23 protein-coding genes are annotated in these 24741 nt (G+C 59.0%); 18 read left to right on the top strand and 5 right to left on the bottom strand.

What is annotated here, in order from left to right:
• Window positions 1-26: 26 nt before the first annotated feature.
• Window positions 27-1643: a bacillithiol biosynthesis cysteine-adding enzyme BshC gene (gene bshC / locus BLT38_RS00500; RefSeq protein ID WP_083343430.1), complete on the bottom strand. Its 1617-nt coding sequence runs from the start codon at window positions 1641-1643 to the stop codon at window positions 27-29.
• Between the two features lie 57 nt (window positions 1644-1700).
• On the opposite strand from bshC, the gene BLT38_RS00495 reads away from it, so the two are divergent.
• From BLT38_RS00495 to BLT38_RS00480, 4 genes are all read left to right on the top strand, one after another.
• The gene (locus BLT38_RS00495) at window positions 1701-2426 is read left to right on the top strand and encodes an NUDIX hydrolase (RefSeq protein ID WP_419865728.1); all 726 of its coding nucleotides are present in this window, start codon (window positions 1701-1703) and stop codon (window positions 2424-2426) included.
• Between the two features lie 172 nt (window positions 2427-2598).
• The gene (locus BLT38_RS00490) at window positions 2599-2814 is read left to right on the top strand and encodes a cold shock domain-containing protein (RefSeq protein ID WP_047497695.1); all 216 of its coding nucleotides are present in this window, start codon (window positions 2599-2601) and stop codon (window positions 2812-2814) included.
• Window positions 2815-2922: 108 nt separating this feature from the next.
• The gene (gene polX / locus BLT38_RS00485; RefSeq protein WP_083343429.1) at window positions 2923-4692 is read left to right on the top strand and encodes a DNA polymerase/3'-5' exonuclease PolX; all 1770 of its coding nucleotides are present in this window, start codon (window positions 2923-2925) and stop codon (window positions 4690-4692) included.
• Window positions 4693-4697: 5 nt separating this feature from the next.
• The gene (locus BLT38_RS00480; protein WP_083343428.1) at window positions 4698-5276 is read left to right on the top strand and encodes a hypothetical protein; all 579 of its coding nucleotides are present in this window, start codon (window positions 4698-4700) and stop codon (window positions 5274-5276) included.
• 76 nt (window positions 5277-5352) lie between these two features.
• Here BLT38_RS00480 and BLT38_RS00475 read toward each other — a convergent pair whose 3' ends face one another.
• Entirely contained in the window at window positions 5353-6078 is a 726-nt protein-coding gene (locus BLT38_RS00475) for an energy transducer TonB (protein WP_083343427.1), read from the bottom strand.
• 66 nt (window positions 6079-6144) lie between these two features.
• Window positions 6145-7020 (bottom strand): hypothetical protein, encoded by an 876-nt coding sequence (locus tag BLT38_RS00470; RefSeq protein WP_231966650.1) that lies wholly within the window; start codon window positions 7018-7020, stop codon window positions 6145-6147.
• Window positions 7021-7042: 22 nt separating this feature from the next.
• Between BLT38_RS00470 and BLT38_RS00465 the strand changes: the two genes are divergently transcribed.
• From BLT38_RS00465 to BLT38_RS00445, 5 genes are all read left to right on the top strand, one after another.
• Window positions 7043-8062: an NAD(P)/FAD-dependent oxidoreductase gene (locus BLT38_RS00465; RefSeq protein ID WP_083343426.1), complete on the top strand. Its 1020-nt coding sequence runs from the start codon at window positions 7043-7045 to the stop codon at window positions 8060-8062.
• 125 nt (window positions 8063-8187) lie between these two features.
• Window positions 8188-9324 (top strand): citrate synthase, encoded by a 1137-nt coding sequence (locus BLT38_RS00460; RefSeq protein ID WP_083343425.1) that lies wholly within the window; start codon window positions 8188-8190, stop codon window positions 9322-9324.
• 45 nt (window positions 9325-9369) lie between these two features.
• Complete coding sequence (locus tag BLT38_RS00455; RefSeq protein ID WP_172838094.1) at window positions 9370-10356, top strand: hypothetical protein; 987 nt, start codon at window positions 9370-9372, stop codon at window positions 10354-10356.
• Window positions 10357-10398: 42 nt separating this feature from the next.
• The gene (gene cmk, locus BLT38_RS00450; protein WP_083343423.1) at window positions 10399-11097 is read left to right on the top strand and encodes a (d)CMP kinase; all 699 of its coding nucleotides are present in this window, start codon (window positions 10399-10401) and stop codon (window positions 11095-11097) included.
• A 199-nt stretch (window positions 11098-11296) separates the two neighbouring features.
• Window positions 11297-11497 carry a cold-shock protein gene (locus BLT38_RS00445; protein WP_047497671.1) on the top strand — a complete coding sequence of 67 codons (201 nt, stop codon included), beginning with the start codon at window positions 11297-11299 and terminating at the stop codon, window positions 11495-11497.
• Between the two features lie 72 nt (window positions 11498-11569).
• Here BLT38_RS00445 and BLT38_RS21005 read toward each other — a convergent pair whose 3' ends face one another.
• Window positions 11570-15397, bottom strand: a complete 3828-nt coding sequence (locus BLT38_RS21005; protein ID WP_083343422.1) for a DNRLRE domain-containing protein — start codon at window positions 15395-15397, stop codon at window positions 11570-11572.
• A 250-nt stretch (window positions 15398-15647) separates the two neighbouring features.
• On the opposite strand from BLT38_RS21005, the gene pgm reads away from it, so the two are divergent.
• Entirely contained in the window at window positions 15648-17312 is a 1665-nt protein-coding gene (gene pgm, locus BLT38_RS00435; RefSeq protein ID WP_083343421.1) for a phosphoglucomutase (alpha-D-glucose-1,6-bisphosphate-dependent), read from the top strand.
• Window positions 17313-17376: 64 nt separating this feature from the next.
• Here pgm and BLT38_RS00430 read toward each other — a convergent pair whose 3' ends face one another.
• On the bottom strand, window positions 17377-17700 hold the full coding sequence (locus tag BLT38_RS00430; protein ID WP_047497662.1) for a ComEA family DNA-binding protein: 324 nt from the start codon (window positions 17698-17700) through the stop codon (window positions 17377-17379).
• 335 nt (window positions 17701-18035) lie between these two features.
• Here BLT38_RS00430 and BLT38_RS00425 point away from each other — a divergent pair, with 335 nt between their 5' ends.
• From BLT38_RS00425 to hisF, 8 genes are all read left to right on the top strand, one after another.
• Entirely contained in the window at window positions 18036-18386 is a 351-nt protein-coding gene (locus BLT38_RS00425) for a phosphoribosyl-AMP cyclohydrolase (protein ID WP_083343420.1), read from the top strand.
• A gap of 43 nt (window positions 18387-18429) precedes the next feature.
• Window positions 18430-19305 (top strand): ATP phosphoribosyltransferase, encoded by an 876-nt coding sequence (gene hisG, locus BLT38_RS00420; protein ID WP_047497658.1) that lies wholly within the window; start codon window positions 18430-18432, stop codon window positions 19303-19305.
• A gap of 151 nt (window positions 19306-19456) precedes the next feature.
• The gene (gene hisD / locus BLT38_RS00415; protein WP_083343419.1) at window positions 19457-20722 is read left to right on the top strand and encodes a histidinol dehydrogenase; all 1266 of its coding nucleotides are present in this window, start codon (window positions 19457-19459) and stop codon (window positions 20720-20722) included.
• Window positions 20719-21846, top strand: a complete 1128-nt coding sequence (hisC, locus tag BLT38_RS00410; RefSeq protein ID WP_083343418.1) for a histidinol-phosphate transaminase — start codon at window positions 20719-20721, stop codon at window positions 21844-21846. Before hisD ends, hisC begins: the two co-directional genes overlap by 4 nt.
• The gene (hisB, locus tag BLT38_RS00405; RefSeq protein WP_083343417.1) at window positions 21839-22528 is read left to right on the top strand and encodes an imidazoleglycerol-phosphate dehydratase HisB; all 690 of its coding nucleotides are present in this window, start codon (window positions 21839-21841) and stop codon (window positions 22526-22528) included. Before hisC ends, hisB begins: the two co-directional genes overlap by 8 nt.
• A 400-nt stretch (window positions 22529-22928) precedes the next feature.
• Window positions 22929-23537, top strand: coding sequence for an imidazole glycerol phosphate synthase subunit HisH (hisH, locus tag BLT38_RS00395; protein WP_083343415.1), 609 nt, complete (start codon window positions 22929-22931; stop codon window positions 23535-23537).
• Entirely contained in the window at window positions 23537-23956 is a 420-nt protein-coding gene (locus BLT38_RS00390; protein ID WP_083343414.1) for a hypothetical protein, read from the top strand. Before hisH ends, BLT38_RS00390 begins: the two co-directional genes overlap by 1 nt.
• A gap of 1 nt (window position 23957) precedes the next feature.
• Window positions 23958-24731 carry an imidazole glycerol phosphate synthase subunit HisF gene (gene hisF, locus BLT38_RS00385; protein ID WP_083343413.1) on the top strand — a complete coding sequence of 258 codons (774 nt, stop codon included), beginning with the start codon at window positions 23958-23960 and terminating at the stop codon, window positions 24729-24731.
• The last annotated feature ends 10 nt before the right edge of the window (window positions 24732-24741 follow it).

Here is a 24741-nt window from a genome sequence, read left to right as displayed (position 1 = left end):
TCTACGCCCTCTGCGTGGGCGGCGGCTTAGATGTCGAAGACGCGGTGGCCGGGACAATCCTGCTCAGCGTTTTCCACGAGCATCCGAGCCAAGTCCACCGAGCTCACAGCAAGGAACTGCACGCCCGCCAGCAGACGCTCCTGCACATGCCCGTTCGGATGAAGGTTCAGCGTCATCGCCTCAGCATGTTTGCGCAGGAAGGTCTCGCGCTCCAGTTGCCAGTTCGCAGCCAGTCGCCGCAAACGGTTCATCTGGTAACGCATCTTGTTCGCTGCAATGGAAGCACTATGGCCCAAGTTGCTGTCCATGGCGCTCATCCACTGCTCCACTTCCTTCAACTCGGCATCCAGAGCATTGCCCGCACCGGCGATCTTGCGTTTGCCTTCAATGGGCATCGCCCGTGCCGCCAACCGTTGCGAGAGCGCATCGGCCGTGGTCAACGCATCACGGAACGCAACCTCATGCTGATCCATCACGGTTCGAATGGGCGCGGTGACGAGTGTTCCGGAAAGACGCGGCAGGATCGGTGTCGGTACGCCAAGAATCGCGCTGTAAAGAGGCTGCAACTGCGCGAAATAGGCAATCTCCGCAGGGCCACCGATGTAAGCCGACGTAGGCAGAATCGCATCCTGAAACACTGGTCGCAGCAAAGCATTTGGGCTGATACGTTCCGGCTCGGCATCCAGGATGGCCAGCAGTTCTTCCGCGGTATAAACACGCGATCCGGCCTTCCACTCATTGCTTCCCGCAGCGCGCTTCAGGGCAACGCGGTTGCCATCTTCACCAACAACGAATAACAGCGTGCTGTCGTCATGCACCAGCACCTGCGCGCCATAACCCGCAGCCGCCAGATCGTGATTGCGCTGCACCACGGCAGCGTGAAGTGCATCCGCATCTTCAATCGCCGCACGCATTACTGGCGCACCCATCTGATGGAACGCGCGGGTACTGGCGTCAATAACGATCAGACCAAACTCTGCAAAGACGCCTGCGATGAATTTGGCGAACGCGGAAGCCAACGTGTCCTGCGGCGTATAGCTGCTGCGCAAAAGTTCTGTGATGGGAGCATAGGCGAGCAGTTCTTCCGCCTTCTCCAGCACAGCCTCAATCTGAGGCCCCAGCACCAGGTCACCCACCGGCTGCTGGCGATGCTGTGGGAAGGTGGAATGCAATGTCTCTACACTGTGCCTTGCCAGCAGCGAAACTTGGTTCACTTCGTCCAGATCATGATCTTCGGTGGCCATCCAGAAGATGGGCACATGCGGCACACCACGCTCGCTGGCAACCTGAGCCTTGCGAATCGCCGTGGCGGCCTTCATCAACGTGAGCAGCGGGCCGCCAAGCAGACCTACCTGCTGGCCGGTGACAACCACCCTTGCGCCGTTACGAAGTTTTTCGAGATTTTCAAACGTTGTGTCACTACAACCAAACCCCTTGGCCTGTTCCGTCAGCGCATCCACCAGAACATTGCGTTCCGGTTGCAGACGTCCAGACCGCCCCTGCATCCAACGGTCATCAAATGGGCTGGCCGCATAAAAACGGCGCACCGGGGCATCCGGCGCAGCCGTACGCAGCTCCGTGTAATCCACGAAGAGCCGCGACAGGTGCGGAAGAACGGTGATCGGGTAACACTCAAGACTCATAAACAGGTCACTGCTTCCGCGATTGAACGGGGTCCGCTATAGGATGGCACGTACCACGTGTTGGATGCAGGTTTTGATACGTTGATTGCTATGGCCAAGCGTATCGCACCCACCGCCCCCGCAAAGAAAAAACTCACCAAGCTTTCCAGCCCAAAAGCGAAGAAGGGTGTCGTGGCCTCTGCAGAGATGCCGAAGCTGCCCGTCAAGGCACCCCGAGTGCCCAAGGGCAAGGCACAAATCCTGTCCTCAAAAAAGGCGTATCAGGGCAAAGTCTTCAGCGTATTCACAGAAAAAGTGCGCGAACCGAACGGCGTGGAAGCCATTCGCGATGTCGTTCGACACTCCGGTTCGGTCGTTGTGTTAGCGGTTGATGAAAGCACCAACCCCGCTGATCCCCTCGTTGTGATTGAACGCCAGTTCCGCCACGCCGCTGACCAGTACCTGCTGGAACTTCCTGCCGGACGTGTGGAACCCGGCGAAAAGACCCTGGCAGCCGCCAAGCGCGAACTGATTGAGGAGACCGGCTACCGCGCAAAGAAGTGGACAAAGCTGGTCCGCTATTACGCCAGCCCCGGTTTTGTTGCGGAGTGGATGGAAATCTATCTGGCCACCGGCATCGTCGCTGGAACGGCGCAGCCTGAGGACGATGAAAAGATTGAGGTTCGCCTTCTGCCGTTGTCCGAGCTAGTACGCATGTGCGCCGCAGGCGAGATTCACGATGGCAAAACCATCATTGGCGCACTGAGCTATGCGCAGCGTTTGCGCGATCTTTCCGGCAAGTAAACGCAGTCTTCGATGTCATGAAATGACATGCCATCGGAGACTGTAATTTTTCGGAAAAAATTACCTCACCGTGCTCCGAAATCTTCTTCAGCGCGTCTATCAAGCACCATCCTCGCGAAGGATAATCCAGCGAGCACGTAGGCCGTGATGGTTGCGCAAGTGGTGAGCACGAGTGGCACAGTACAAGGGCACAGTAAAGTGGTTCAACAATGCAAAGGGCTATGGCTTTCTGGGACGCGATGACGGTGGCGCGGATGTTTTCGTGCACTACAGCGCGATCCAGTTGGATGGCTATAAGAGCCTGAAGGAAGGCGACCCGGTGGAGTTCGACGTGATTCAAGGCTCCAAAGGACCGCAGGCCGACGCAGTCATTCTGACGGCAGCCTAACGCTTCGTTCACGGCGAATCGAAAAGGGCGGGCCTCAACCCGCCCAAACTCCTCTCCGCGTAACGAGGCCTCACAACTTAGCTTGCGTCGATGTAGTCTCATGTCCGTATGGACAACATCACCATGGCACGCCTGCTGGAAGAAACCGCGGCGCTGCTGGAGATTGACGCAGCTGATCCTTTTCGCGTGCGCAGCTATCGCCGCGCTGCGGAAGCTGTGGAACAGCAAACCACCCCGCTTGTCACACTTGTTGACGACCCCAAACAGTTGCTTGCCATCGGCGGTATTGGCAAAGGCATGGCCGCGAACATTGTGGACCTGGTTCGCACCGGCTCCATGCCCATGCGCGACGAGCTGCTGAAGAAGTACAAGCCCTCCATGCTGGAACTGCTTCGCCTGCCCGGCATGGGGCCAAAGACCGTTGCGCTGATGTGGAGCGCACTTGAAATCTCCAACATCGATGAGCTTGAAACAGCCGCAAAGGCAGGCCAGCTGGCAAAGCTTCCGCGCTTCGGACAGAAGCAGGTGGACAAGCTGCTTAAGGGCATTGAAGACGCCAAGAAAAATAGCGGCCGTTATCGGATCGACAATGCAGCAGAGATCGCTGAGACCATCAGCAAACTGATCCGCGAATTTCCCGGCATTGAAACCATCACGCCAGCGGGCTCGTTACGACGCGGCAAGGAATCTGTTGGCGACCTCGATCTTCTTGTCACCGGTCCTGCATGTGAACCGGACGTTGTCAGTGCAGCTGTAGAGCATGTTGCATCGTTGCCATTGATCGATACGCTGCTTGCACGCGGTCAGAACAAGGTCAGCTTCACGCTACGCAATCAACTGCAGGTGGATGTGCGGTTGCTGCCGCGCGCTAGCTATGGCGCGGCGTTGCAATACTTCACCGGCTCCAAGATGCACAACGTGCTGTTGCGCCAGAAAGCGTTGAAGCGTGGCTATACGCTGAGCGAATATGCGTTGGCACGCATGAATCCTCAAGAGGGTGAGAGCGCCATCGTTGCAGCGGCAACTGAGGAAGAAATCTACGCAGCGATGGGCATGCAATGGATTCCACCAGAGCTGCGCGAAAACTGCGGCGAACTGGAGATGGCGGAAGCGAACAGCTTGCCGCAGCTCATCACGCTGGATGACATTCGTGGCGACGTCCACATGCACACGGTTGCCACTGATGGCACCTTCACCATTCGCGAGATGGCAGAAGGCGCACTGCTGCGCGGGTTGAAGTACATCGCCATCACCGATCACTCGAAGAACCTTGCCATGACGAATGGTCTGGACGATGCGCGTGCACGCGATCACATCCGCGCTATCCATGCTGTGGATGCAGAGATGGAAGGCCGCATCCGCGTCTTCGCCGGCATTGAGGTGGACATCCTGCAGGATGGCTCGCTCGACCTGGAAGACGAAACGCTCGCACAGATGGATGTGGTCATTGGGAGTATTCACTCCGCGTTCAATCTGCCTGCGGACGAACAAACAGAACGCCTGCTGCGTGCTGTTGAGAATCCCTATCTGCACATCCTGGGTCATCCCACCGGACGCAAAGTGTTGAAGCGTGATCCGTATCCATTCGACATGGACAAGGTACTGCGTCGATGTGCAGAACTAAGCGTTGCGGTGGAACACAATGCAGCTCCTGCACGTGCCGACCTCAGCGATCTGAATCTTCGTAAAGCGAAATCGCTGGGCTGCAAAATAAGCGTGAACACCGATGCGCATTCACTGGAAGACATGGACAAGATGCGCTTCGGCATCACACAACTTCGTCGTGCATGGCTTACGAAGGACGACGTTTTGAACACACTCGAGGCCGATGCGTTTCTCAAAGCGCTTCGTCCACGTCCAACGCAGGTGAGAGCATAGAACACATGGCAGAGATGAAGCTGGACGGCGGCGATAAGCAACAGCGGGGCATGCTGGTACCCATTCTGATTGCGCTGGCAATCCTGGCAGCAGCAGGCGCATGGTTTGCAAAGGTGTATCTGCACCCTGAGGTCACAGCCACCGCAGGGCCTTTGCAGACGTTTGAGTACACGGCGAAGTATGCGCGCGGTGGCGGCATGCTCGTTGGTGAGAATCAGACCGACGTGGTTACCTATGTCATCGCCGACATTGCGCTGAAGGACAACACCGAAGTACCGCTCTTCCTGAAAACCATCGACGGCACGCTGACTATGGAAGATGGCACAATCATGACCGCCAATGCGTTGGAGAAGCCAGACCTGCCCCGCCTCGCCGCCATGTTCCCGGACATGCAGCCAAAGCTGGATGCCGTTGCACCCGCGCCATTGCTGCGTGAAAGCACCATCGCTCCCGGCGCTACCGGCCACGGTTATGTCATCTTTGCGTACAACGTACCGCAGGATGTGTGGAACAAGCGCAAAGCTTCCGACGTAAGCATCAGCTTCTATCACCAGGAAACCGTAAAGGTGAAACTGCCAAAGTAAATAGCCCACAGCGGTATGTTGCGAAGAGATTGTTTTCCATCTCTTCGCAACATCTACGAAGTCCTGATGGACCTCGTTATCCGCCGAGCGAGAAGTTCACGGTGATGGTTGTCTCCACGTCGGTTGGTTCGCCATTCAGCAGGTAAGGCCGATAGCGCCACGTCTGCACAGCAGCTACCGCGCTACTGCGAAGCATCTCTGGCCCTGAGATGACTGTGAGCCGCTCCATCTCTCCAGTCTTCGAGATGATGGCACGCAATACCACCGCACCCGACAGGTGTGCAGCCTTTGCAATCGCTGGATAGACAGGTTGATTTCCCGAAAGCCTGTTGCCAGCAATCACTCCGCTGGAGATGAGCACAGGCGCAGTCACCTTCGGCTTCACCACAGTCACAACAGGTGGACCCGGAGCCACACCGAGTACGCCGATGGGGCCAGAACCACCACCATCCATGACACCTGCAATGGACATGTTTCCACTGCCGATCAACGGAGGCGCGGCATCATGGGTGCGATCAATCGTGTGCGGGATAGTTCTTGGAGCGGTGAATATGTTCATCGCTGCCACTTGCCTCATCTGACGCTGCGGCGCGGCTTGCTGAACAGGCGCAGCGTGGGGAGGAGGCGGAGGCGCTGTCACTGCAGACATCAGCGATGTCCGTGGCAACGCCTCCGGATACAGCAGTGGAACCAGGATCATGGCACCGACAACCATTGCGTTGAACGTGGCCGTGATCCACACAAAGCGGCTGGACTTTGACTTCAGCGCGCCCGACGATTCGACGATCGACATCTCGAACATAAGCAGTCCCATCTGCGAGAGAGAATGCTGGGACTGTAGACACCGCCGCGAATCGTTTTGTTACAGCTATTGCCCCTTCGGGACAGATAAATATCCTGTCACCTGGTTCTTCGCCACGTTGTTCACCACGATCTCAAACAACGCAGGATTTTTGCCGCTATAGAACTGCACTGGTTCGTAGACGGTCTTGTCTTTCTTCTCAATGTTGCGATCGTCAGAGCTTACGTTCAGCGTGAACTTGCCCTTCTTCTGATCCACCTTCTTCAACTGCAACTTCACAGACGACAGAAGCGTGGGCTGTGCGCCCTTCTGCAGCGTGAACTCGTAGTAGGTGCGATCGCCCTTGTGCTTCAGCTCTTCCAGCTCATCGTGGTTCTTCGCAATCAGGCCGCTCATCACGCCCGCGTCACCCATGGTGCGCTGCAGTTGTGACTTCGTATCTGCAAGATCAGCCTTGGTCGCAGCAACATCTGTCTTCGTTGTGCCAAGATCCGTCTTCGTGGACCCCAGGTCGGTCTTCACGGCAGACACATTTTCATTCAACTTCGCTTCCGCTTCTTCGCGCCTCGCATTGTCAACGTTCTGCTGCTTCATGATGGCCGCAGCCTTCGCATCAAGCTGTGCCTGCGTGGTGCCGAGCCTCTGCGCGAACGTCTCCGAAGCCGCACGAGACCTTGCATCGGAGGCATAAATGCGCTGTTGCAGCGTGCTGGCGCGTTCGTCCGTCATGGCTAGTTTTTCTTCTGTCTTCTGCAGACGGTTCTGCAGCATGAAGGCCCATATGAGCGCGCCGATGGCCAAAAGAATGGAAAGTGCAACAGCAACGGGAAGCAGCGCTGCATAGGAGCGCTGTCCTTCGGTATGGGAAATCTGATCGTCCACGGTTCCTCCACGGATACTCTGCGGATCGTTATCTGACGCCGCAGATTTCGAATCACGCATGGTGCGAACTTAGAATAGACGCATGCGATCCCCCGATGTTGTCATTGCTGGTGCCGGACTGATTGGCCTCTCATGCGCCCTGGAGCTGCGAGCCGCAGGCATGTCCGTGACCGTGGTGGAGCGGGGACGCGCCGGGCAGCAGGCTTCCTGGGCTGCCGGGGGCATGATTGGGGTTAACGATTCCACCCATCCGCATCCGCCGGAGCTGGTGGCCATGGCGGAACACAGCGGTAACCTCTATCGCGACTACCTGGAGATCATCGCGGAGCGCGGCGGAACACGCGTGCCCTATGAGACGGAATGGGTGCTGGAGCACGCCGAAGGCTGGCGGCACCACCGCACCGCGCTCCCGGCGCTGGCCGGATCGGGTTATCGCCGACACGCGGAGCCCAGCGTCGACCCGCGCAAGCTTTTTGCCGCGTTGCGCGATGCCGTCACCAAGTCCGACATCACCATTCAGGAAGACGCTCCCGTCCGCGGCGCATTTCAGCGCGAAGGCGGCATCGACGTCCGCGTAAAGGACAGCGTGATCTCCTGCGGCACCTTCCTGGACTGCACCGGCGCATGGAGCCCACCGCCCGTACATCCCGCCAAAGGCCAGATGCTGCGGGTGAATGCGCCCGGAGCGATGTCTGCGCGTGGCCTGGGAAACATCGTGGTGCGCACGCAGGACATCTACCTGATTCCGCGGTTGGATGGCACTATCGTGATCGGTTCCACAATTGAAGATTCAGGCTTCGATCGCACCGTACACGACACAGATATCCAGCATTTACGCGCCGAAGCAGCGGCTCTGCTGCCTGCGCTGGCCGACGCGCCGGAGGTTGAGCGCTGGGCCGGTCTGCGCCCCGATACACCCGATCATCTGCCCCTGCTTGGCCGCACCGGCGAGCATTCTTTTGTCGCTGCTGGGCACTTCCGCAACGGCATTCTGCTTGCCCCCGCAACGGCGCAGGCCATGGCCGAACTCATCCTCAATGAGCCGCCTGTTCTGGACCTGCAGGCCTTCCGTCCGCAGCGATTCCAGGAGTACGCCGCCTGAAGTCAGGACTCCCGCGACGGCGAGTAGCGCGATATTCGCGCAGACGTGATGACAACCGCACAGACCTTTCGATATAACGGCGGTTTATAAGGCTGTTTTGTCCACCTACTCAGGAGTCCTCATCCATGTCGCAGGCAGTTGCCCCACGCGGGCTTGAAGGGATTGTTGCTACGACCTCCGGTATCTGCTGGATTGATGGTGAGGCGGGCGTCCTTTCCTATCGCGGCATTGATATTCACGAGCTCGCCGCGAAATCCACTTTTGAAGAAACCACTTACCTGCTCTGGTTTGGCAAACTGCCCACCGACGCGGAACTGGAAGACTTCAAGCAGAAACTCGCGGCCACCCGCACGCTTCCTACAAACGTCGTCGATTTCCTGAAGACGCTGCCCAACGAAGCCAACGTGATGGAAGTGTTGCGCACCACCGTCAGCCTGCTTAGCATTGGCGACCCGGACGACACGGACAGCAGCCACGAAGCCAACGTTCGCAAGAGCTTCCGCCTTACCTCGCAAATCGCCATGATCGTGGCGTACTTCGATCGCATCCGTAAGGGCAAGGCCATCGTTGAGGCTGACACCACGCTCAGCCACGCGGGCAACTTCCTCTACATGCTGACCGGCGTAAAGCCCATTGCAGAGGCTGAGAAGGCATTTGATTGCGCGTTGATTCTGCACGCCGATCACGAACTGAACGCCTCCACCTTTGCCGCACGCGTCATCGCCGCCACGCTCAGCGATGTGCACTCTGCCATCACCGGCGCCATTGGCGCGCTGAAGGGGCCGCTGCACGGCGGCGCGAATGAAGCTGTGATGAAGCTGCTTTACGAGATCGACGCCGCTGGCGCAGACCCCGTGGAGTACGTGAAGAATCTGCTGAACAACAAGGTGAAGGTTTCCGGTTTTGGCCATCGCGTCTACAAGACGGAAGACCCGCGCGCCACGCATCTGCGCCGCATGTCGAAGGACCTTGGCACCGCCGCTGGCAACGCCAAGTGGTACGAGATGAGCGAACAGATTGAAGGCTACGTACGCGGTGAAAAGAAGCTGAACGCCAACGTCGACTTCTACTCCGCCTCCACGTACACCACGCTCGGCATTGATATGGATCTGTTCACGCCGATCTTCGCGGTAAGCCGCATCTCCGGCTGGGCAGCGCATGTGATTGAGCAGCATGACAACAACCGCCTGATCCGTCCGCGCGCCGAATACACTGGCCCGGCCTATCCCGCGCCTTACGTTCCGATGACTCAGCGTTCGTAAGTACAACCGTCGATTGCCACGAAGCACCCTGCCCGAATAGGCTCTATGTCTATGCGGTCAGGGCGTTTCTTTTTGGGATGGGGTTTGTGGGCCGCGATGGCCGCAACAACCTGCCCTGCCCAGACCGCGACGCCACAAACCACCGCCGCAATCCAAAGCACCAAGAACATGTCCGATCAGGATCTGGCGCTGGCCGTCGCCAACAGCCTTGGCCCTGCGGGCATTGTGCCGCGTACTACCGGTTTCAACGCCAGCGTCATCTCCAGCTCACAATACGATTCCATCACCGGCTGGGCGAACATCCTGACCCCAAGCCTTGCATGGCGATTCAATCGTTATGTCAGCGCCGACGTGGCAACGCCGCTCTTCCTGTACATGCGTTCGCAACGCGTAGTGCAGCCGACCACCGGCCCACCCTATACGGACACCACCATCCGCCACGGCCTGCCCGGCGACACCACCATGGCGCTCCATCTGAGCTCCAAGAGCTTCAGCATGGGCAAGCTGGGCGACTTCAACGATGTTCTGACCGGATCGCTCGCTGCGCCCACCGGCTCCGTGGAAGACGGCATTGGCGCGGGCAAGGTGACATACAACGTCACCAACCACCTGCAATCCGCCAGCTTCCTTGCGCCCTATGTTGACCTTGGCATCGGTTCCACCAGCCGTCTGCAAAACCGTCGCGTGCAACGTTCGCAGACCTCGCGCGGTGAACTCGCGAACTTTGGTGTAGGCGTCAGCCTGGAACTTCCGCGAGCCTCCACGCTCTACCTGGAAGGCTACGAGCAGCTCCCACTGGGCACACAAACCGTCTACCAGGTCGATCCGCGCTCCGGCCGTCCAGACGCCACGCAAAACTCCAACGGACTTGCCGAAGACAACGGCATCAACCTCTCTCTGGACGTACCGCTGGCTCCTCACCTGACATGGTCGGCGTTTTACAGCCGTGGCCTGCGCCTGCATGAAGACACGGTAGGATTCGCCTTCACCATGCTGCTGCGCAACCCGATGCACAAAAACACGGACCGCTAAGACCTGTCACGCAAGCTTCACACATCCGGCACAATAGAAAGAATGACTTCTGCACCTCAGAACGGAACGCGCCACGGCCTCGTCGTGGCAATTGATGGCCCCGCAGGCGCGGGCAAAAGCACGGTGGCTGCGCATCTTGCGCGCACCTTTGGTCTGCTCAATCTGGAAACCGGCGCCATGTATCGCGCCCTGGCTCTCAAGGCCCTGCGCGGTGACGTTGTCGTGACCGATGGCGCAGCTGTACTCGCGCTCACGCACAGCACCACCATCACGTTGGAGCCCAGCGCCAATGGCAACCGCGTTTTGCTTGATGGTGAAGACGTCACCGCTGCGCTGCGCAATCCCGATGTAACGCAGGCTGCCTCGCAGGTCTCCACACACGGCCCGGTGCGAGTGTGGATGGTCAACTCACAACGCACGCTTGGCCTCGCAGCGCCGACCGGCGTTGTGATGGAAGGCCGCGACATTGGCACCGTTGTCTTTCCTGACGCGGATGTCAAAATCTTCCTCGATGCCAGCGTGGAAGCACGCGGTGATCGTCGCTATGCGCAGCAGCCAGCAACCGAATCCAAGGAAGATCTTCTTCGCGATATGCGTGAACGTGACAAGCGCGATCGTGAGCGCACAGAGAGCCCACTACGGCCCGCAGATGACGCTGTTCTTGTCGATACGACCGGCATGACGCTGGATCAAGTTCTGGAACGCGCAGCAGCGATCGTCGCAAAAGTCGCGCAACGCTAGTCTTTCGCGGAAATGGGGTCGCCAGACTTCGGTGTTTTCACGAAATCGTACGAACCTTTGTTTTTCCTCAGTAAATTTTTAGTTTCGTGCTAGTCTATGCGCAATCGTTTGAGACAAAGTGGTCATTTCCCCGCCAAAAGCGGTTGATCCCTTGTATTCAACGGCAGACTCGAACAAAGAAGAAGAGGGACCGGGCTTTATGGAACAGGGCACAGTGAAGTGGTTCAACGACGCAAAGGGATTCGGGTTCGTCAGCCGTGAAAATGGCGAGGACGTCTTCGTACACTACTCGGCAATCCAGTCCAATGGCTTTAAGAGCCTGCAGGAAGGCCAGGCAGTGCAATTCAACGTGGTGAAGGGACCCAAGGGCTGGCAGGCGTCGGACGTCACGCCTCTCTAAGGTCTCTGCAAGAAACCCCGACAGATTCAGAGGGCAGCCTTCTACAACAAAGGCTGCCCTCTCACGCAAGCACTAGTTACAACTGAACTGTGTGTACAGGTACGACGTCGTGGTCGCGATCGTAGAGATGTTCAGCGACACGAAGTTGCCGGCCCCCAGAGTTCCCGGCCCTGTGCATGTAGTCGTGGTGTTCGGCGCTACCGTACACGCCGTTGCCGCGCTCATGTTTCCTGGCGTTCCCGTGCGAATGGTTAATTGCGCATTCGTCGGCTGCCCACCCGTGGTGGCCGCGGCATAGTAATACGCCTGAATGCTGGCCAGGTTGCACGTCGAGGGAAGCCATCCCAGTACGGCACCGTTTTCGGTTGTGCCTTTCGCATCCGCGATGGGGTTGTGATACTGCGCCGCTCCATTCGGCACCGTGTGTACCGTCGTGAAAAACGAGCTGCCTCCACCGCCCGAGCCCGCAGGCCCGGTCGCACCAGTCGGTCCTGTCGCGCCGGTATCTCCCTTTGGGATGGTGAAGTCCAGCTGGATACTCGACGGGTCTGTGCTCACGTTCTTCACAATGGCGGAAGTTCCCGCGTTGCCCGTATGCGTGGCGTACACGTTGATCGATGGGGCAGTTCCAGCCGCACCGTTCGCTCCGGCAGCAGCCAATAGGGACCATGCCGACGCGCTCGTCGGATCGCCTACAGGATGCACGCCGCTGCTGGCAGCGCGTGCAAAGTAAGCCGAGCCGTTATAGGTGACCACGCTTGTGGGTGGATAAGAAACCAAACTATCCCACGCCCCAAAGAACGTTAGCCCTACAGCACCGGTTGCGCCGGTATCGCCTTTCGGCAAAGTGAAGTTCAACACCGCTGCATTCGAAGTCCCTGTATTCGTAACAGCAGCGGCTGCACCGCTGGTCACTGTGCCAATCGCTACCGTTGCAGGTCCTGGGCTTCCCTGTGAAACCAGCAGTGCCCAGTCGCCCGTATTGTTCGCAACAGACGTTGCGGGATCAGCCGTATTTGTATCTCGCTTGGACACGTACGACGATCCAGCCTCGAAGACGACATCGCCTGTGCTGTATCCAGAGCCGTTCAGCCACGTTCCTTTGTAGTTCAACCCCGGCGTGCCTGCTGCTCCCGCCGCTCCTTGCGGAATGGTGAAATTCAAAACGGCCGCATTGCTGGTGCCGACGTTCTGTACCACCACGCTACTGCCCGCAGTGCCTGTACTGACCGTGCCTACTTGAATGGTTGCTGCTGTACCCGTCGCACCGTTCGTTCCATTGGTGCCATTCGTACCCGCAGGCCCTGCTACACCTGCAGCTGCCAGCAACGACCACGAGGGTGACGATCCCGGAGTCACTCCCACATTTACATCGGAAGTCGAGATATAAGCAGAGCCGCTATACGAAACCGCATCGCCCGTCACATACCCGGTGCTGCCGTTCCACACGCCCTTCCACTGCAATCCCGCGGCGCCCTGCGGCCCTGTTGCACCAGCGGCTCCCGGATTTCCTTGTGGACCCTGAATTCCCTGAGCTCCCTGCGAGCCTGCGGCTCCAGCATCACCCTTCTGGGCGAGCAACTGCCACACCGGACTCACACCCGGAGCGTTCCCCGTCACCGCACTCGAAGCGATATACGCCGAGCCGCCATAGAAAACTGCATCGCCGGTCAGATATGGCGTTGTCGCCGACCATGCCCCCAGAAAATGCACTGGCTGACCCTGCGGGCCGGTGGGACCAATCGGTCCCTGCAAACCCTGAGGACCTGTATCGCCGGGATCGCCCTTCGCTCCCTGAGAACCCACAGGCCCCGGCGCTCCGGGAGCAGCAATCTGCTGCCACCACAGCGCCGACGAATCCGGGGGATTGCCATGGTTCATCGCCTGCAACGAAATCCACGTACCACCCCCATACGCCACCGCATCATGCAACGCATAACTGGTGCTGCTGTTGTAAGCGCCCTGATACTGCATTCCTGCAGCACCCTGCGGACCCTGAGCACCTGTGTCGCCGGGATCACCCTTCGCACCTTGTGGACCTGCTGGCCCCACCGGTCCTTGAAGTCCTTGAACTCCCTGTGGCCCCTGCAAACCCGTGGCACCCGCCGCGGCCAACAGAGTCCAGTCTCCAGGCGAGCTATCCGGCGTATTTCCTTGGTTCGTGCCATGCAGGGAAAGCCATGTCTGCCCCTGCCATGCCACAGCATCGTTCGCGGAGTAGTTCGTGGCAGACGCATACGTCCCTTGCCACGACAGACCTGCCGGTCCCGGATTGCCCTGCGGCCCTACCGGCCCCGTTGGTCCCTGCACGCCCTGTGCACCATCGCGTCCTGGAGCGCCCTGCGGTCCAGTCGATCCCATCGGTCCGGTCGGCCCCTGAGGTCCAGCCACACCTGCGATACCTTCGGGCCCCTGTGGCCCGGCGACGCCTGTGTCGCCTTTATCGCCCTTCAACCCCTGAGCGCCTTGCGAGGTCAGCACTCCCCAATAGGTTGGCGAAATATCCGGCGTGTTCCCTTGATTCGAATCCACCAACGACGCCCAGGCGCCGCCCTGCCACATCACCACATCTCCTGCGGCGTAGTTCGTGGCGGACGCATACGCCCCCTGATACACAAACCCCGGACGCCCCGTGGCTCCCGTTGCACCACGCGCTCCTTGTGGTCCAACGTCGCCCGTATCGCCCTTCACACCCTGAGGGCCTTGTGGACCAGTCGCTCCCGCAGCTCCCTGTGGCCCCTGAATCCCAATGGCAGCAGGTACCAGCACAGCCCAGTCGTTTACCGAAGCATCCGGCGCATTGCCATGATTCGCATCATGCAATGAGACCCAGGCTGTGTTCTGCCACGTCACAACATGGTTCGTCGCATAGTTCGTGGTGGGCACGTACGTGGCGTCAAACAGCAACCCGTTGATGACCGTCGACGTCCCGGAAGACGCAGGGACCAGCAGTCCCCACGATGCTCCGGACGCACTCGGCGCATTCCCTACATTCGCGTCCACCAGCGACACCCACGCGGCATTCCCAGACGTGACAACATCGCCCGTCGCATATGACAAGGCCGCATTCCAAGCGCCCTTGTAGGTCAGCCCGTAACCGGGATCGCCCTTGTCACCCTTTGGCCCTTGAGGACCAACCGGCCCCTGCGGTCCAACAGGACCACCCGCAGGCCCAGCCGGTCCTTGAACACCTTGAATGCCCTGTATGCCTTGTGGTCCCGGATCGCCCTTCGGACCTTGAATACCTTGTGGACCCGGGGCCCCAGCATCGCCTTTGTCGCCCTTCGGCCCCTGCGGTCCCACCGGCCCCACAACACCGCTGGTCAGTGCAATCTGCAACTCCGCAGGATGCGCCGTGGTATCGCTTTCCTTGCTATCCAGCACCACGTCCGCAGTCGACGCCGTCAACGCCAAGCCAAAATTTGTCGACGGCGTATTCACCCAGGCCTGCACCATCGCCGTGACGTCCACCGTCACAAACTGCCCTTCATCCGTAACAGCAAACACCTGCGCCACAGTGCCAAACACAGGCAGCGTCTGCGACGTGACCGCGCCTTCCGCCCATGCCGCTGAAACCGGTGCAACACCAACCACTCCCGGCGTATTCACTCGGTTCACATACAGGCGCAACGTGGCCCGGCTAATCTGCGATCCGGTCGTGCCAGACGGCAACGTGCCCAGGTCAAATCGCAGCAGCGAAGTGCTGGTGCTGTTGATGTAGAGATTGCTCAACGAACCGAAATTGACGGATGGACGCCCAGTATCCACAGCAGTATCTGCAGCCAGCGTCGCCGCCTGTCCGTGGACGCGCCCCGGCAACAGCAACAGGCCTGCAAATGCCAGCGCCGCGGTAACGGACTGCCTATGCGCAGTCCGTAATGGAGTCAAACACAATCGCATGCGGCGTAAGTCAACTCACAACACACGATGCAAAAGGCCATATACCAACAGGGCCATTCGCTGTCCGTATGCCTATTCAGGAGAGCTACAGTGTAACGACAGAACTCCACCCCACTCCCGCCGCAACGGCAACACACAACACAGAATTTCCGCATCTAAGCACAGGTAATCCCAAAACGGGAATAACACTCCCGCGATACACTCGCAGGGTTCGCTATGCACCAATTTGTTTCTTTGAGGAAGCACACTGATGAGCAACAGCCCGAACGCCGGTAAACTGCCCGATCCACATCACCTCACCGACCTGCCCCGTCTCGTCTCCGCTTACTACACGCTGCACCCCGACGCGGATAACGCCGCGCAGAAGGTCAGCTTCGGAACCAGCGGCCATCGCGGCTCAGCGCTCCAGGGCGCATTCAATGAGGACCACATCCTCGCCATCACGCAGGCCATCTGCGAGTACCGAGCAGGCCAGAAGATCACCGGCCCGCTCTTCCTCGCTATGGACACTCACGCCCTCAGCGAACCCGCCTTCCGCAGCGCTCTTGAAGTCCTTGCTGCCAATGGCGTTGCCACACGCATCGACGCGGGCACGCCCGAGACCAACGGTCAGCCCGGCTACACGCCAACACCCGCGCTCTCGCACGCGATCCTGGACTACAACAAGGACCGCAAAGACGGCCTGGCAGACGGCATCGTCATCACGCCCTCGCACAATCCGCCGGAGGATGGCGGCTTCAAGTACAACCCGCCCAACGGCGGCCCTGCCGACACCGACGTCACAGGCTGGGTGCAGAACCGCGCCAACGACATCCTGAAAGCAAAGCTCGCAGGCGTAAAGCGCTTGCCGTTTGAACAGGCACTGAAGGCCTCCACAACAACGAAGCACGACTACATCACCGAGTACGTTGACGGCCTTTCCAACGTGGTCAACATGCAGGCCATCGCCGCCAGCGGCCTCAAGCTGGGCGTTGATCCCCTCGGCGGCGCAGGCGTCTATTACTGGCAGCGCATCGCCGACAAATACAAGCTGCCGCTGCAGGTGCTCTCCACCATCGTGGATCCCACCTTCCGCTTCATGCACATTGATTGGGACGGCAAGATCCGCATGGATTGCTCCTCGCCCTTCGCCATGGCTGGCATGATCCAGAACAAGGACCACTTCGACGTAAGCTGGGCCTGCGACACCGACCACGATCGCCACGGCATCGTCGCTAAATCCACCGGCCTGCTGAACCCCAACCACTACCTCGCCGTCAGCATTGAGTACCTCTTCGACAACCGCCCCAACTGGCGCAAGGAAGCTGCGATCGGCAAGACGCTCGTCTCATCCTCGATGATTGATCGCGTCGGCGCTGGTCTTGGCCGCAAGGTTCTCGAAGTACCTGTCGGCTTCAAGTGGTTTGTCAACGGCCTCTCCGATGGTTCGCTCGGCTTCGGTGGCGAAGAGTCGGCAGGCGCATCGTTCCTGTGCCTTGACGGTTCCGCATGGTCCACCGACAAGGACGGCCTCATCATGGGCCTGCTCTCCGCCGAGATGACCGCACGCACCGGCAAAGACCCCGGACAGCTCTACCAGTCGCTCACGGAACGCTTCGGCAACCCCGTCTACCAGCGCATTGACGCCGCAGCTACCAAGGAAGAAAAGGCCAAGCTCGGCAAGCTATCGCCGGAACAGGTCACGACCAAGGAACTGGCAGGCGAACCCATCACTGCCATCCTCACCAAGGCACCCGGCAACGGCGCATCCATCGGCGGTCTGAAGGTCGCGACGGAGAACGGCTGGTTCGCAGCACGTCCCTCCGGCACAGAAGACGTCTACAAAATCTACGCGGAAAGCTTCCAGGGTGAAGATCACCTACGCCAGATTCAGGACGAAGCCAAGCAACTGGTCAACGCAGCCCTCAAAGGCTAACGAGACACACAAATAGAAAGGGGGAGCCGCGAGGCTCCCCCTTTCTCATACGTAAAACTCGAAGCTACTTCTTAACCTGCTTCGCTACAATCTGCGACGAAATCTTGTCATACGTGGCCTTGGGAACAATGCCGCGCGATACAAGCTGGTTCTTCGCCGTGTACGGACGACCGTCAATGATCTTCTTCGAGTACACCTGGCCAATGCCCGGCAGAGCCTGCAGTTGGTCCAGCGATGCCGTATTGATATCCAGCGGATCACCCATGGTCATCGCCGGAGGGGTCGGAGCAGTTGCAGCAGCCTTGGCCGCCGGCTTGCTCTGCGCGGGTGAAACCGGCAGCAGGGTCAGCGCCAGTGCAAGAAGGGGAAGCGAGCGGAAAAACTTCATACGAAATGTCCTCCAAAGAGTACTTCCGTAAGGAAGATACGCCACCGCAGCGCCGCTGCATAGACCGTAGTCAAAGCTCTTCATCGCACTGAAATAATTGACATACCGCCCGCATCCCGGGTAGCTTTATAGCTGCAATGCTCGTCCGCACGCACCATCACGGCCACCATCACCACGCGCATATCAGCGCGACGGCGGCGGTATCCGGTGCAAAGCGGTAAACGAAGGCAGCAAGCACAGGATTCGATTCATCACCAGCCCGCCCGAGCGATGCTCACCGGCGGGCTTTGTTGTGTCCGCCTCATCACAAACGACACATCAGACTTGAGGAACGTATGACCACAGCAGCAGCCCCGCAACCCACCATCGACTTCGCAAAAGCAGGCGGCCTTGTCCCCGGCATTGTGCAGGACGCAGCCACCGGCCAGATGCTCATGCTCGGCTTCCTGAATGAGGAGAGCTACCGCCTTTCACTGGAGTCCGGATTCGTCACCTTCTTCTCGCGCACACGCAACAAGCTGTGGATGAAGGGCGAAACCAGCGGCAACCGCCTGAAGATTGTCAGCCTGCGCACCGACTGCGACTTTGACACGCTGCTCTTCCAGGTGGAAGTGGAAGGCGACGGCCTGGTCTGCCACGAAGGCACCGTAAGCTGCTTCACCAAAGAAATCGAACTCGGCAAGTAACGCGCGCATCGCGACAACAAGTTTCCAAACTTCGGAGAAAACAGTGAGCAAGAAACTCAAACTCGGCATCCCCAAGGGCTCCCTACAGGACGCCACACTCAACCTCTTCAAACTTGCTGGCTGGCAGATCGATCCCTCGGGCCGCAGCTACTTCCCTTCCATCAACGACGCCGAGATCGAATGCATGCTCGTCCGCGCGCAGGAGATGGCACGTTATGTAGAAACCGGCTCACTTGATGCAGGCCTCACCGGCAACGACTGGATTCTTGAGAACCTCTCCGACGTTGAGCGCATCACCTCGCTCACGTACAGCAAGGCCAGCCGCCAGAAGGTGAAGTGGGTTCTCTGCGTTCCCGAAGACTCGCCCTATCAGAAGCCCGAAGACCTGGAAGGCAAAGTCATTGCCACCGAATTGGTCGAGTACACCAAGCGCTACTTCGCCGAAAAGAACATCAACGTTAAGGTCGACTTCTCCTGGGGCGCAACCGAAGTGAAGCCGCCCATGCTCTGCGACGCCATCGTTGAAGTCACCGAGACCGGCAACAGCCTCCGCGCCAACCGCCTCCGCGTGATCGATCTGCTGATGGAAAGCGAGACGCAGTTCATCGCCAACAAGGCTGCCTACGCCGATCCGTTCAAGAAGCAGAAGATCGACAACCTGGCGCTTATGCTCAATGGCGCCATCAACGCGCTCTCGCAGGTCGGCCTGATGCTCAACGTACCCAAGGCCAACCTCGACGAAATCCTGTCGATCCTGCCCGCACTCTCGTCACCCACCGTCTCGCATTTGAAGGATGAGAACTGGGTCGCCGTGAACACCATCCTGCCCGAAAGCACCGTGCGCGAAGTCATCCCCAAGCTCAAGGCAGCAGGCGGCAGCGGCATTGTCGAATATCCGCTGAGCAAGGTTGTTCTGTAGAACAGCCTCCTCATGCGAGCTTCATGTAACGAAGCTCGCGTGAGGAACAGCGAGGCTCATACGCACAGCGTGCGTCATCCTGAGCGAAACGAAGTGAAGTCGAAGGACCTGCATTCCTCTCGCACCACGGGAATGCAACAAGGGACGACCAATGAAGCTCATCAAGACCACAGGCCGCGCCAAAGCTAACGCCTACGAACTCCTCGCCACACTCGAGCGCCGCGGTGCAGTCAAAACCGCCGAGGTGGAACCCGTCGTCCGCAAGATCATGCGCGACGTGCAGAAGAACGGCGACAAGGCGCTGCTGAAATACGCAACGCAGTTCGACAGCTTGAACGGCCCCATCCGCGTAACGCAGGAAGAAATGCTCGCCGCGTGGAATGAAACATCACCAGAACTAAAAGCCGCATTGCAGACCGCAGCAGAAAACATTCGCAGTTTCGCAGAACAACAGAAAGCCGAAGAGTGGATGACGCAGAACACGCCCGGCGTCACCGTAGGCCAGATCGTTCGCCCGCTCGAATCTGTTGGCTGCTACGTCCCCGGTGGACGCTTCCCTCTTCCCTCAACGCTGCTGATGACCGCGATCCCCGCATCCGTCGCAGGCGTCAAGCGCATCGTCGTTTGCTCGCCGAAGCCCGCACGCGAAACACTCGCGGCAGCGCACCTCGCAGGCATCACGGAGATGTATCGCACCGGCGGCGCGCAGGCCATCGCAGCACTCGCATACGGTACGCAGACCATCACGCACGTCGATAAGATCGTTGGCCCCGGCAACCTCTACGTCACCGCCGCGAAGATCATCGCATCCACCGAGTGCGGTATCGACATGCCCGCAGGTCCCACGGAAATCGTTGTCACCAGCGAGAAGGGCAATGCCGCAGGCATCGCCGCCGACCTCGTTGCGCAGGCCGAGCACGACCCCGAAACCCTCGCGGTCTTCGTCACCGCAAACGAACAGCTCGCACGCGACGTGGTTGCGGAAACCAAGCTGCAAGCCAAGGGCAACAAGCTCGCTGAAATCTCATTGAAGGCACGCGGCACAGTCTTCCTCTGCGGCGATATCGAAGAGACACACACCATCACCAACCGCCTCGCACCCGAACACCTCACCGTCGACAGCGACAAAGACCTCAAGTGGGTAATCAACGCTGGCAGCGTCTTCATCGGCAACTATTCACCGCAATCCATGGGCGATTACATCAGCGGCCCCAACCACGTTCTGCCCACAGGCCGCGTCGGTCGTATGCGTGGCGGACTCAGCGTGAACGACTTCCTCAAAGTCATCACTGTGCAGAACTACACGCGCAGCGGCCTCGCCACACTTGCGCCGCACGCCATCGCACTCGCAGAGGCCGAAGGCCTCATCGCGCACGCCAACTCCGTGCGCATCCGCAGAAAAGGAGGCAAACGATGAGCGACATTCAACCCCGCCGCGCCATCCTCGCCATGCCGGAGTACCACCCACCTCTCGGTGGCCGCGACGCTCTGCGCCTCGACTTCAACGAGAACACGCACGCACCATCGCCGCGCGTGCGTGAAGCACTCAGCACACTCTCGCTGGAAAGCTTCACCATCTATCCCGAGCGCGGCCCCGTAGAAGCAAAGGTCGCCGCACACTACGGCCTCAAGCCAGAACAGGTCCTGCTCGCCAACGGCACTGACGAAGGCATTCACCTCGTCACCTACACCTTCCTTGAAGAAGGTGACGAATGCCTCTTCGCCACGCCGTCGTTCTTCATGTATGACGTCAACGCCATGGCGATGGGCGCGAAACTCGTTCGCATCCAGATGGATGACAAGCTTGAGTTCCCCTACGAGCGCATGCTCGCAGCCATCACGCCCAAGACCAAGCTCATCATCCTCTGCTCGCCAAACAACCCCACCGGCAACACCATCACGCGTGAGCAGATTCGCACCATCGCGAAAGCCGCACCACACGCGGTGATTCTCGTCGACGAAGCGTACTTCCACTTCTTCGGCGAATCCGTCATGGACGATCTCATCAGCGGAGAACTAACCAACATTCTCATCGCGCGCACCTTCAGCAAGGCCTACGGTCTGGCCAACCTGCGCGTCGGCGCCATCGCCGGACCAGTTAATCTGATTAACCATCTCCGCAAGGCCAGCTCGCCTTACAACGTCAACGGCATCGCACTCACCGCCGTCAACGCCAGCGTAGACGACACCGAATACATCGACTGGTACGTCGCACAAATCACCGAAGGCCGCGAACGCGTGTACAAGGCGCTCGCCAACATGAAGGTGCCTTACTGGCAGTCGCACGCCAACTTCGTACTCATGCACATTGGCCCGCGCCACAAGGAATTTGTCGATGGCATGCGCGCACGCGGCGTACTCGTCCGCGATCGCAGCAGCGACCCCGGCCTCGATGGCTGCGTCCGCATCACCATTGGCCTTGAAGATCAGATCACCACCGGCATCGCCGCACTCCGCGACACACTTGCAGGCATGGGATGGACGCCCGCCGAAGTGAACAAGCCGGAGACACAACCGAAGGAGACACCCGACTATGAGTAATGAACAAAACGGAAGCGACCTCCACACCGCACCCGCATACACCGAAGCGTTCCCCAATCAGCCGGGCACTCCCGCAGTGGCTGCCACCGCATCGCCACGCATCGCAGAGATTGATCGCAACACCACCGAAACCAAGATCAAGCTGCGCCTCAACCTCGACGGCCAGGGCACCTACAACGTCCGCACCGGCATCCGCTTCTTCGATCACATGCTGGAACTCTTCACGCGCCACGGCGGCTTCGATCTCGACCTCGTCTGTAACGGCGACCTCGACGTCGACCAGCACCACACCATTGAAGACGTAGGCATCGCACTCGGCGAAGCGTTCGATAAGGCACTCGGCGACAAGAAAGGCATCCTGCGCGCAGGCTACTTCGTCATGGCCATGGACGAGACACTCGCCGTCGCCGCCATCGACATCAGCGGCCGCGTCGGCTACGCCGTAGACGACCAGGTCAACGTAGCCATCGTCGGCGACATGCAAACCGAACTCGTCACCGACTTCTTCGACGGCTTCGCCCGCGGCGGCCGCTGCAACGTCCACGTAAAAACCATGTACGGCCGCAGCAACCATCACAAGATCGAAGCCATCTTCAAAGCCTTCGCCCGAGCCCTACGCGGAGCCGTAAGCCGCGACGAACGCATGAAAGACCTGCTGCCCTCCACTAAGGGGCTGCTCTAGGGACGTCTTATGTGGGGAATTAGCCGTACAGACATGTCGGTTCCCTTATTCATCATGGCAAGCGCAGGTGCGCTTTTCATGTGTGGTCTTGGATTCGTGTCGTATGGCTATTACCCACATCTCACTTTAGGTAACGCCTGTGCAGTGCTTATGTTCCCGCTCTGCTTACTGGGATATCTGCAGAAGAAGTGGGCGTCTCTTCCACTTTGGATTGTGGTCACTTTAATGCTGGTAGATGGAGCATTTAGGGAAACACTCAAGAGCAGTGCGAAAGATTTGGCTTTCATTTTCGCAATTACGTTTGTATTAGAAATTGCCCGCATCATACGTGGATTCAAAACGAAGAACACCGAGCCCGCTGACTTGCTGACTCGCTAACCCGCGGACTCGCCTAAAAATTATGATCCAGGTAATCGACTACAAAGCCGGCAATCTCACCAGCGTAGTTAAGGCACTTAACTATCTCGGTGCAGAGACCAACATCACGCAATCGCCCAACGACGTCCGCAAGGCCGACAAGATCGTCCTTCCCGGCGTGGGTCACTTTCAGGCCACACAGCTTCTGCATGACCTACAGCTGACCGAGGCCACACGCGAAGCCATCGCACGCGGCGTGCCCTTCCTCGGTATCTGCGTGGGCTTGCAGTGGCTTTATCAGGGCTCCACGGAAGCAGAAAGCACCGACGGCCTCTGCGCCTTTGGCGGCAAGTGCGAACGCTTCCCTGCCACCTTCAACGGAGCCGAACTCAAAAGCCCCCACGTAGGCTGGAACTCCCTCGAAGACATCCGCCCCGACAGCAAACTGCTGCGCGGCATCACCAACGGCGAGTTCGTCTACTACACCCACTCCTGGCGCGCGCCCATCAGCAAAGACACCGCAGCCTCCACCAGCTACGGCGGCCCCTTCACCGCAGCCGTAGAACGCGACAACGTAATGGGCGTCCAGTTCCACCCAGAAAAATCCGGCGACACCGGCCTCAAACTACTACGCAATTTCGTGGAGCTGTGATGATCTGGACAGCTTTCAACGCGCGCTTTTTCGCTCAGTTCCCCCACTTGGAGGAGCACGCATTGAAGATGTTCGATTACTTTGACGACGAGGAGCCCGGCCACTATCTAATCTTCGAAACCATCCTTCAGCCAAGATTGGATGATGTTGCTGAAACTGATGATCACGAATTCAAACGGCTTATGAGATTTGTAGAACAAACAGCCGTTGACGACTCCAATTTGGTTTACATCGGCCTCGGAGAACCACTCCCATCACTAAGAAATGCAAATCGAATTCGCGCAGAAGCTGGCCCTATAACATTGCGAGCCATTGAAGTAGCTGAGCGCACTCGAATTCAACATATCCGTGATCGTGAAAGCTCTCCGCTTCTCGATGGACTTATGAAGCTACTCAACATTCGCGGGAAGAAGAAATAACATGCTGACCAAACGCATCATCGCCTGTCTCGACGTCCGTGCCGGACGCGTCGTCAAAGGCATTCAGTTCGTCGACATCATCGACGCTGGTGACCCCGCCGAACTTGCCCACCGCCACGCAGCAGCGGGCGCGGACGAAATCGTTCTGCTCGACATCACCGCTACACACGAAGGCCGCGGCACACTCATCGACACAGTGAAGCGCACCGCCGCGGAACTCTTCATCCCCTTCACCGTAGGCGGCGGCATCCGCTCGGCGGAAGACGCGGAGCAGGTCTTCTTGGCAGGCGCAGACAAGGTCAGCATCAACAGCTCCGCAATCGCACGCCCGGAACTCATCGGTGAAATCGGCAGCAGCTTCGGAGCCCAAGCCGTCATCGTCGCCATCGACGCCAAGCGTGCCGCGGACTCATCCGATCCCGTAGGCAATGCCGAAGTGTACGTAAGCGGCGGACGCAAAAACACCGGCTTGAAAGTAGTCGATTGGGCCATTGAAGCTGAGCAGCGCGGCGCAGGCGAAATCCTGCTCACCAGCATGGACTCCGACGGTCGACGCACCGGCTTCGACGACGAACTCACCGCACGCGTCTCGCAGGCCGTGCAGATCCCTGTCATTGCCAGCGGCGGCGCAGGCAACGCACAACACTTCGCAGATGTGTTTGGTCGCGGTAAAGCAGACGCCGCACTCGCCGCCAGCATCTTCCACTTCGGCATCACCGATAGCTGGGCACTCAAGCGCGAACTGCAACAACACGGCGTTCCTGTCCGCCTGTGAACAAAAATTA

It is taken from the genome of Terriglobus roseus (assembly GCF_900102185.1).
Classification (GTDB): domain Bacteria; phylum Acidobacteriota; class Terriglobia; order Terriglobales; family Acidobacteriaceae; genus Terriglobus; species Terriglobus roseus_A.
This window is presented reverse-complemented; position numbering and strand designations above follow the sequence as displayed.

What these genes read in the sequence shown, in the direction of transcription:
- hisD (WP_083343419.1), top strand. Translation starts at nt 19,457, where the DNA reads ATGAAGCTCATCAAGACCACAGGCCGCGCCAAAGCTAACGCCTACGAA.
- hisH (WP_083343415.1), top strand. Translation starts at nt 22,929, where the DNA reads ATGATCCAGGTAATCGACTACAAAGCCGGCAATCTCACCAGCGTAGTT.
- pgm (WP_083343421.1), top strand. Translation starts at nt 15,648, where the DNA reads ATGAGCAACAGCCCGAACGCCGGTAAACTGCCCGATCCACATCACCTC.
- BLT38_RS00430 (WP_047497662.1), bottom strand. Translation starts at nt 17,700, where the DNA reads ATGAAGTTTTTCCGCTCGCTTCCCCTTCTTGCACTGGCGCTGACCCTG.
- hisC (WP_083343418.1), top strand. Translation starts at nt 20,719, where the DNA reads ATGAGCGACATTCAACCCCGCCGCGCCATCCTCGCCATGCCGGAGTAC.
- BLT38_RS21005 (WP_083343422.1), bottom strand. Translation starts at nt 15,397, where the DNA reads ATGCGATTGTGTTTGACTCCATTACGGACTGCGCATAGGCAGTCCGTT.
- cmk (WP_083343423.1), top strand. Translation starts at nt 10,399, where the DNA reads ATGACTTCTGCACCTCAGAACGGAACGCGCCACGGCCTCGTCGTGGCA.
- BLT38_RS00460 (WP_083343425.1), top strand. Translation starts at nt 8,188, where the DNA reads ATGTCGCAGGCAGTTGCCCCACGCGGGCTTGAAGGGATTGTTGCTACG.
- BLT38_RS00390 (WP_083343414.1), top strand. Translation starts at nt 23,537, where the DNA reads ATGATCTGGACAGCTTTCAACGCGCGCTTTTTCGCTCAGTTCCCCCAC.
- BLT38_RS00465 (WP_083343426.1), top strand. Translation starts at nt 7,043, where the DNA reads ATGCGATCCCCCGATGTTGTCATTGCTGGTGCCGGACTGATTGGCCTC.
- bshC (WP_083343430.1), bottom strand. Translation starts at nt 1,643, where the DNA reads ATGAGTCTTGAGTGTTACCCGATCACCGTTCTTCCGCACCTGTCGCGG.
- BLT38_RS00455 (WP_172838094.1), top strand. Translation starts at nt 9,370, where the DNA reads ATGTCTATGCGGTCAGGGCGTTTCTTTTTGGGATGGGGTTTGTGGGCC.
- BLT38_RS00425 (WP_083343420.1), top strand. Translation starts at nt 18,036, where the DNA reads ATGACCACAGCAGCAGCCCCGCAACCCACCATCGACTTCGCAAAAGCA.
- polX (WP_083343429.1), top strand. Translation starts at nt 2,923, where the DNA reads ATGGACAACATCACCATGGCACGCCTGCTGGAAGAAACCGCGGCGCTG.
- hisF (WP_083343413.1), top strand. Translation starts at nt 23,958, where the DNA reads ATGCTGACCAAACGCATCATCGCCTGTCTCGACGTCCGTGCCGGACGC.
- BLT38_RS00480 (WP_083343428.1), top strand. Translation starts at nt 4,698, where the DNA reads ATGGCAGAGATGAAGCTGGACGGCGGCGATAAGCAACAGCGGGGCATG.
- BLT38_RS00475 (WP_083343427.1), bottom strand. Translation starts at nt 6,078, where the DNA reads ATGTTCGAGATGTCGATCGTCGAATCGTCGGGCGCGCTGAAGTCAAAG.
- BLT38_RS00445 (WP_047497671.1), top strand. Translation starts at nt 11,297, where the DNA reads ATGGAACAGGGCACAGTGAAGTGGTTCAACGACGCAAAGGGATTCGGG.
- hisB (WP_083343417.1), top strand. Translation starts at nt 21,839, where the DNA reads ATGAGTAATGAACAAAACGGAAGCGACCTCCACACCGCACCCGCATAC.
- BLT38_RS00470 (WP_231966650.1), bottom strand. Translation starts at nt 7,020, where the DNA reads ATGCGTGATTCGAAATCTGCGGCGTCAGATAACGATCCGCAGAGTATC.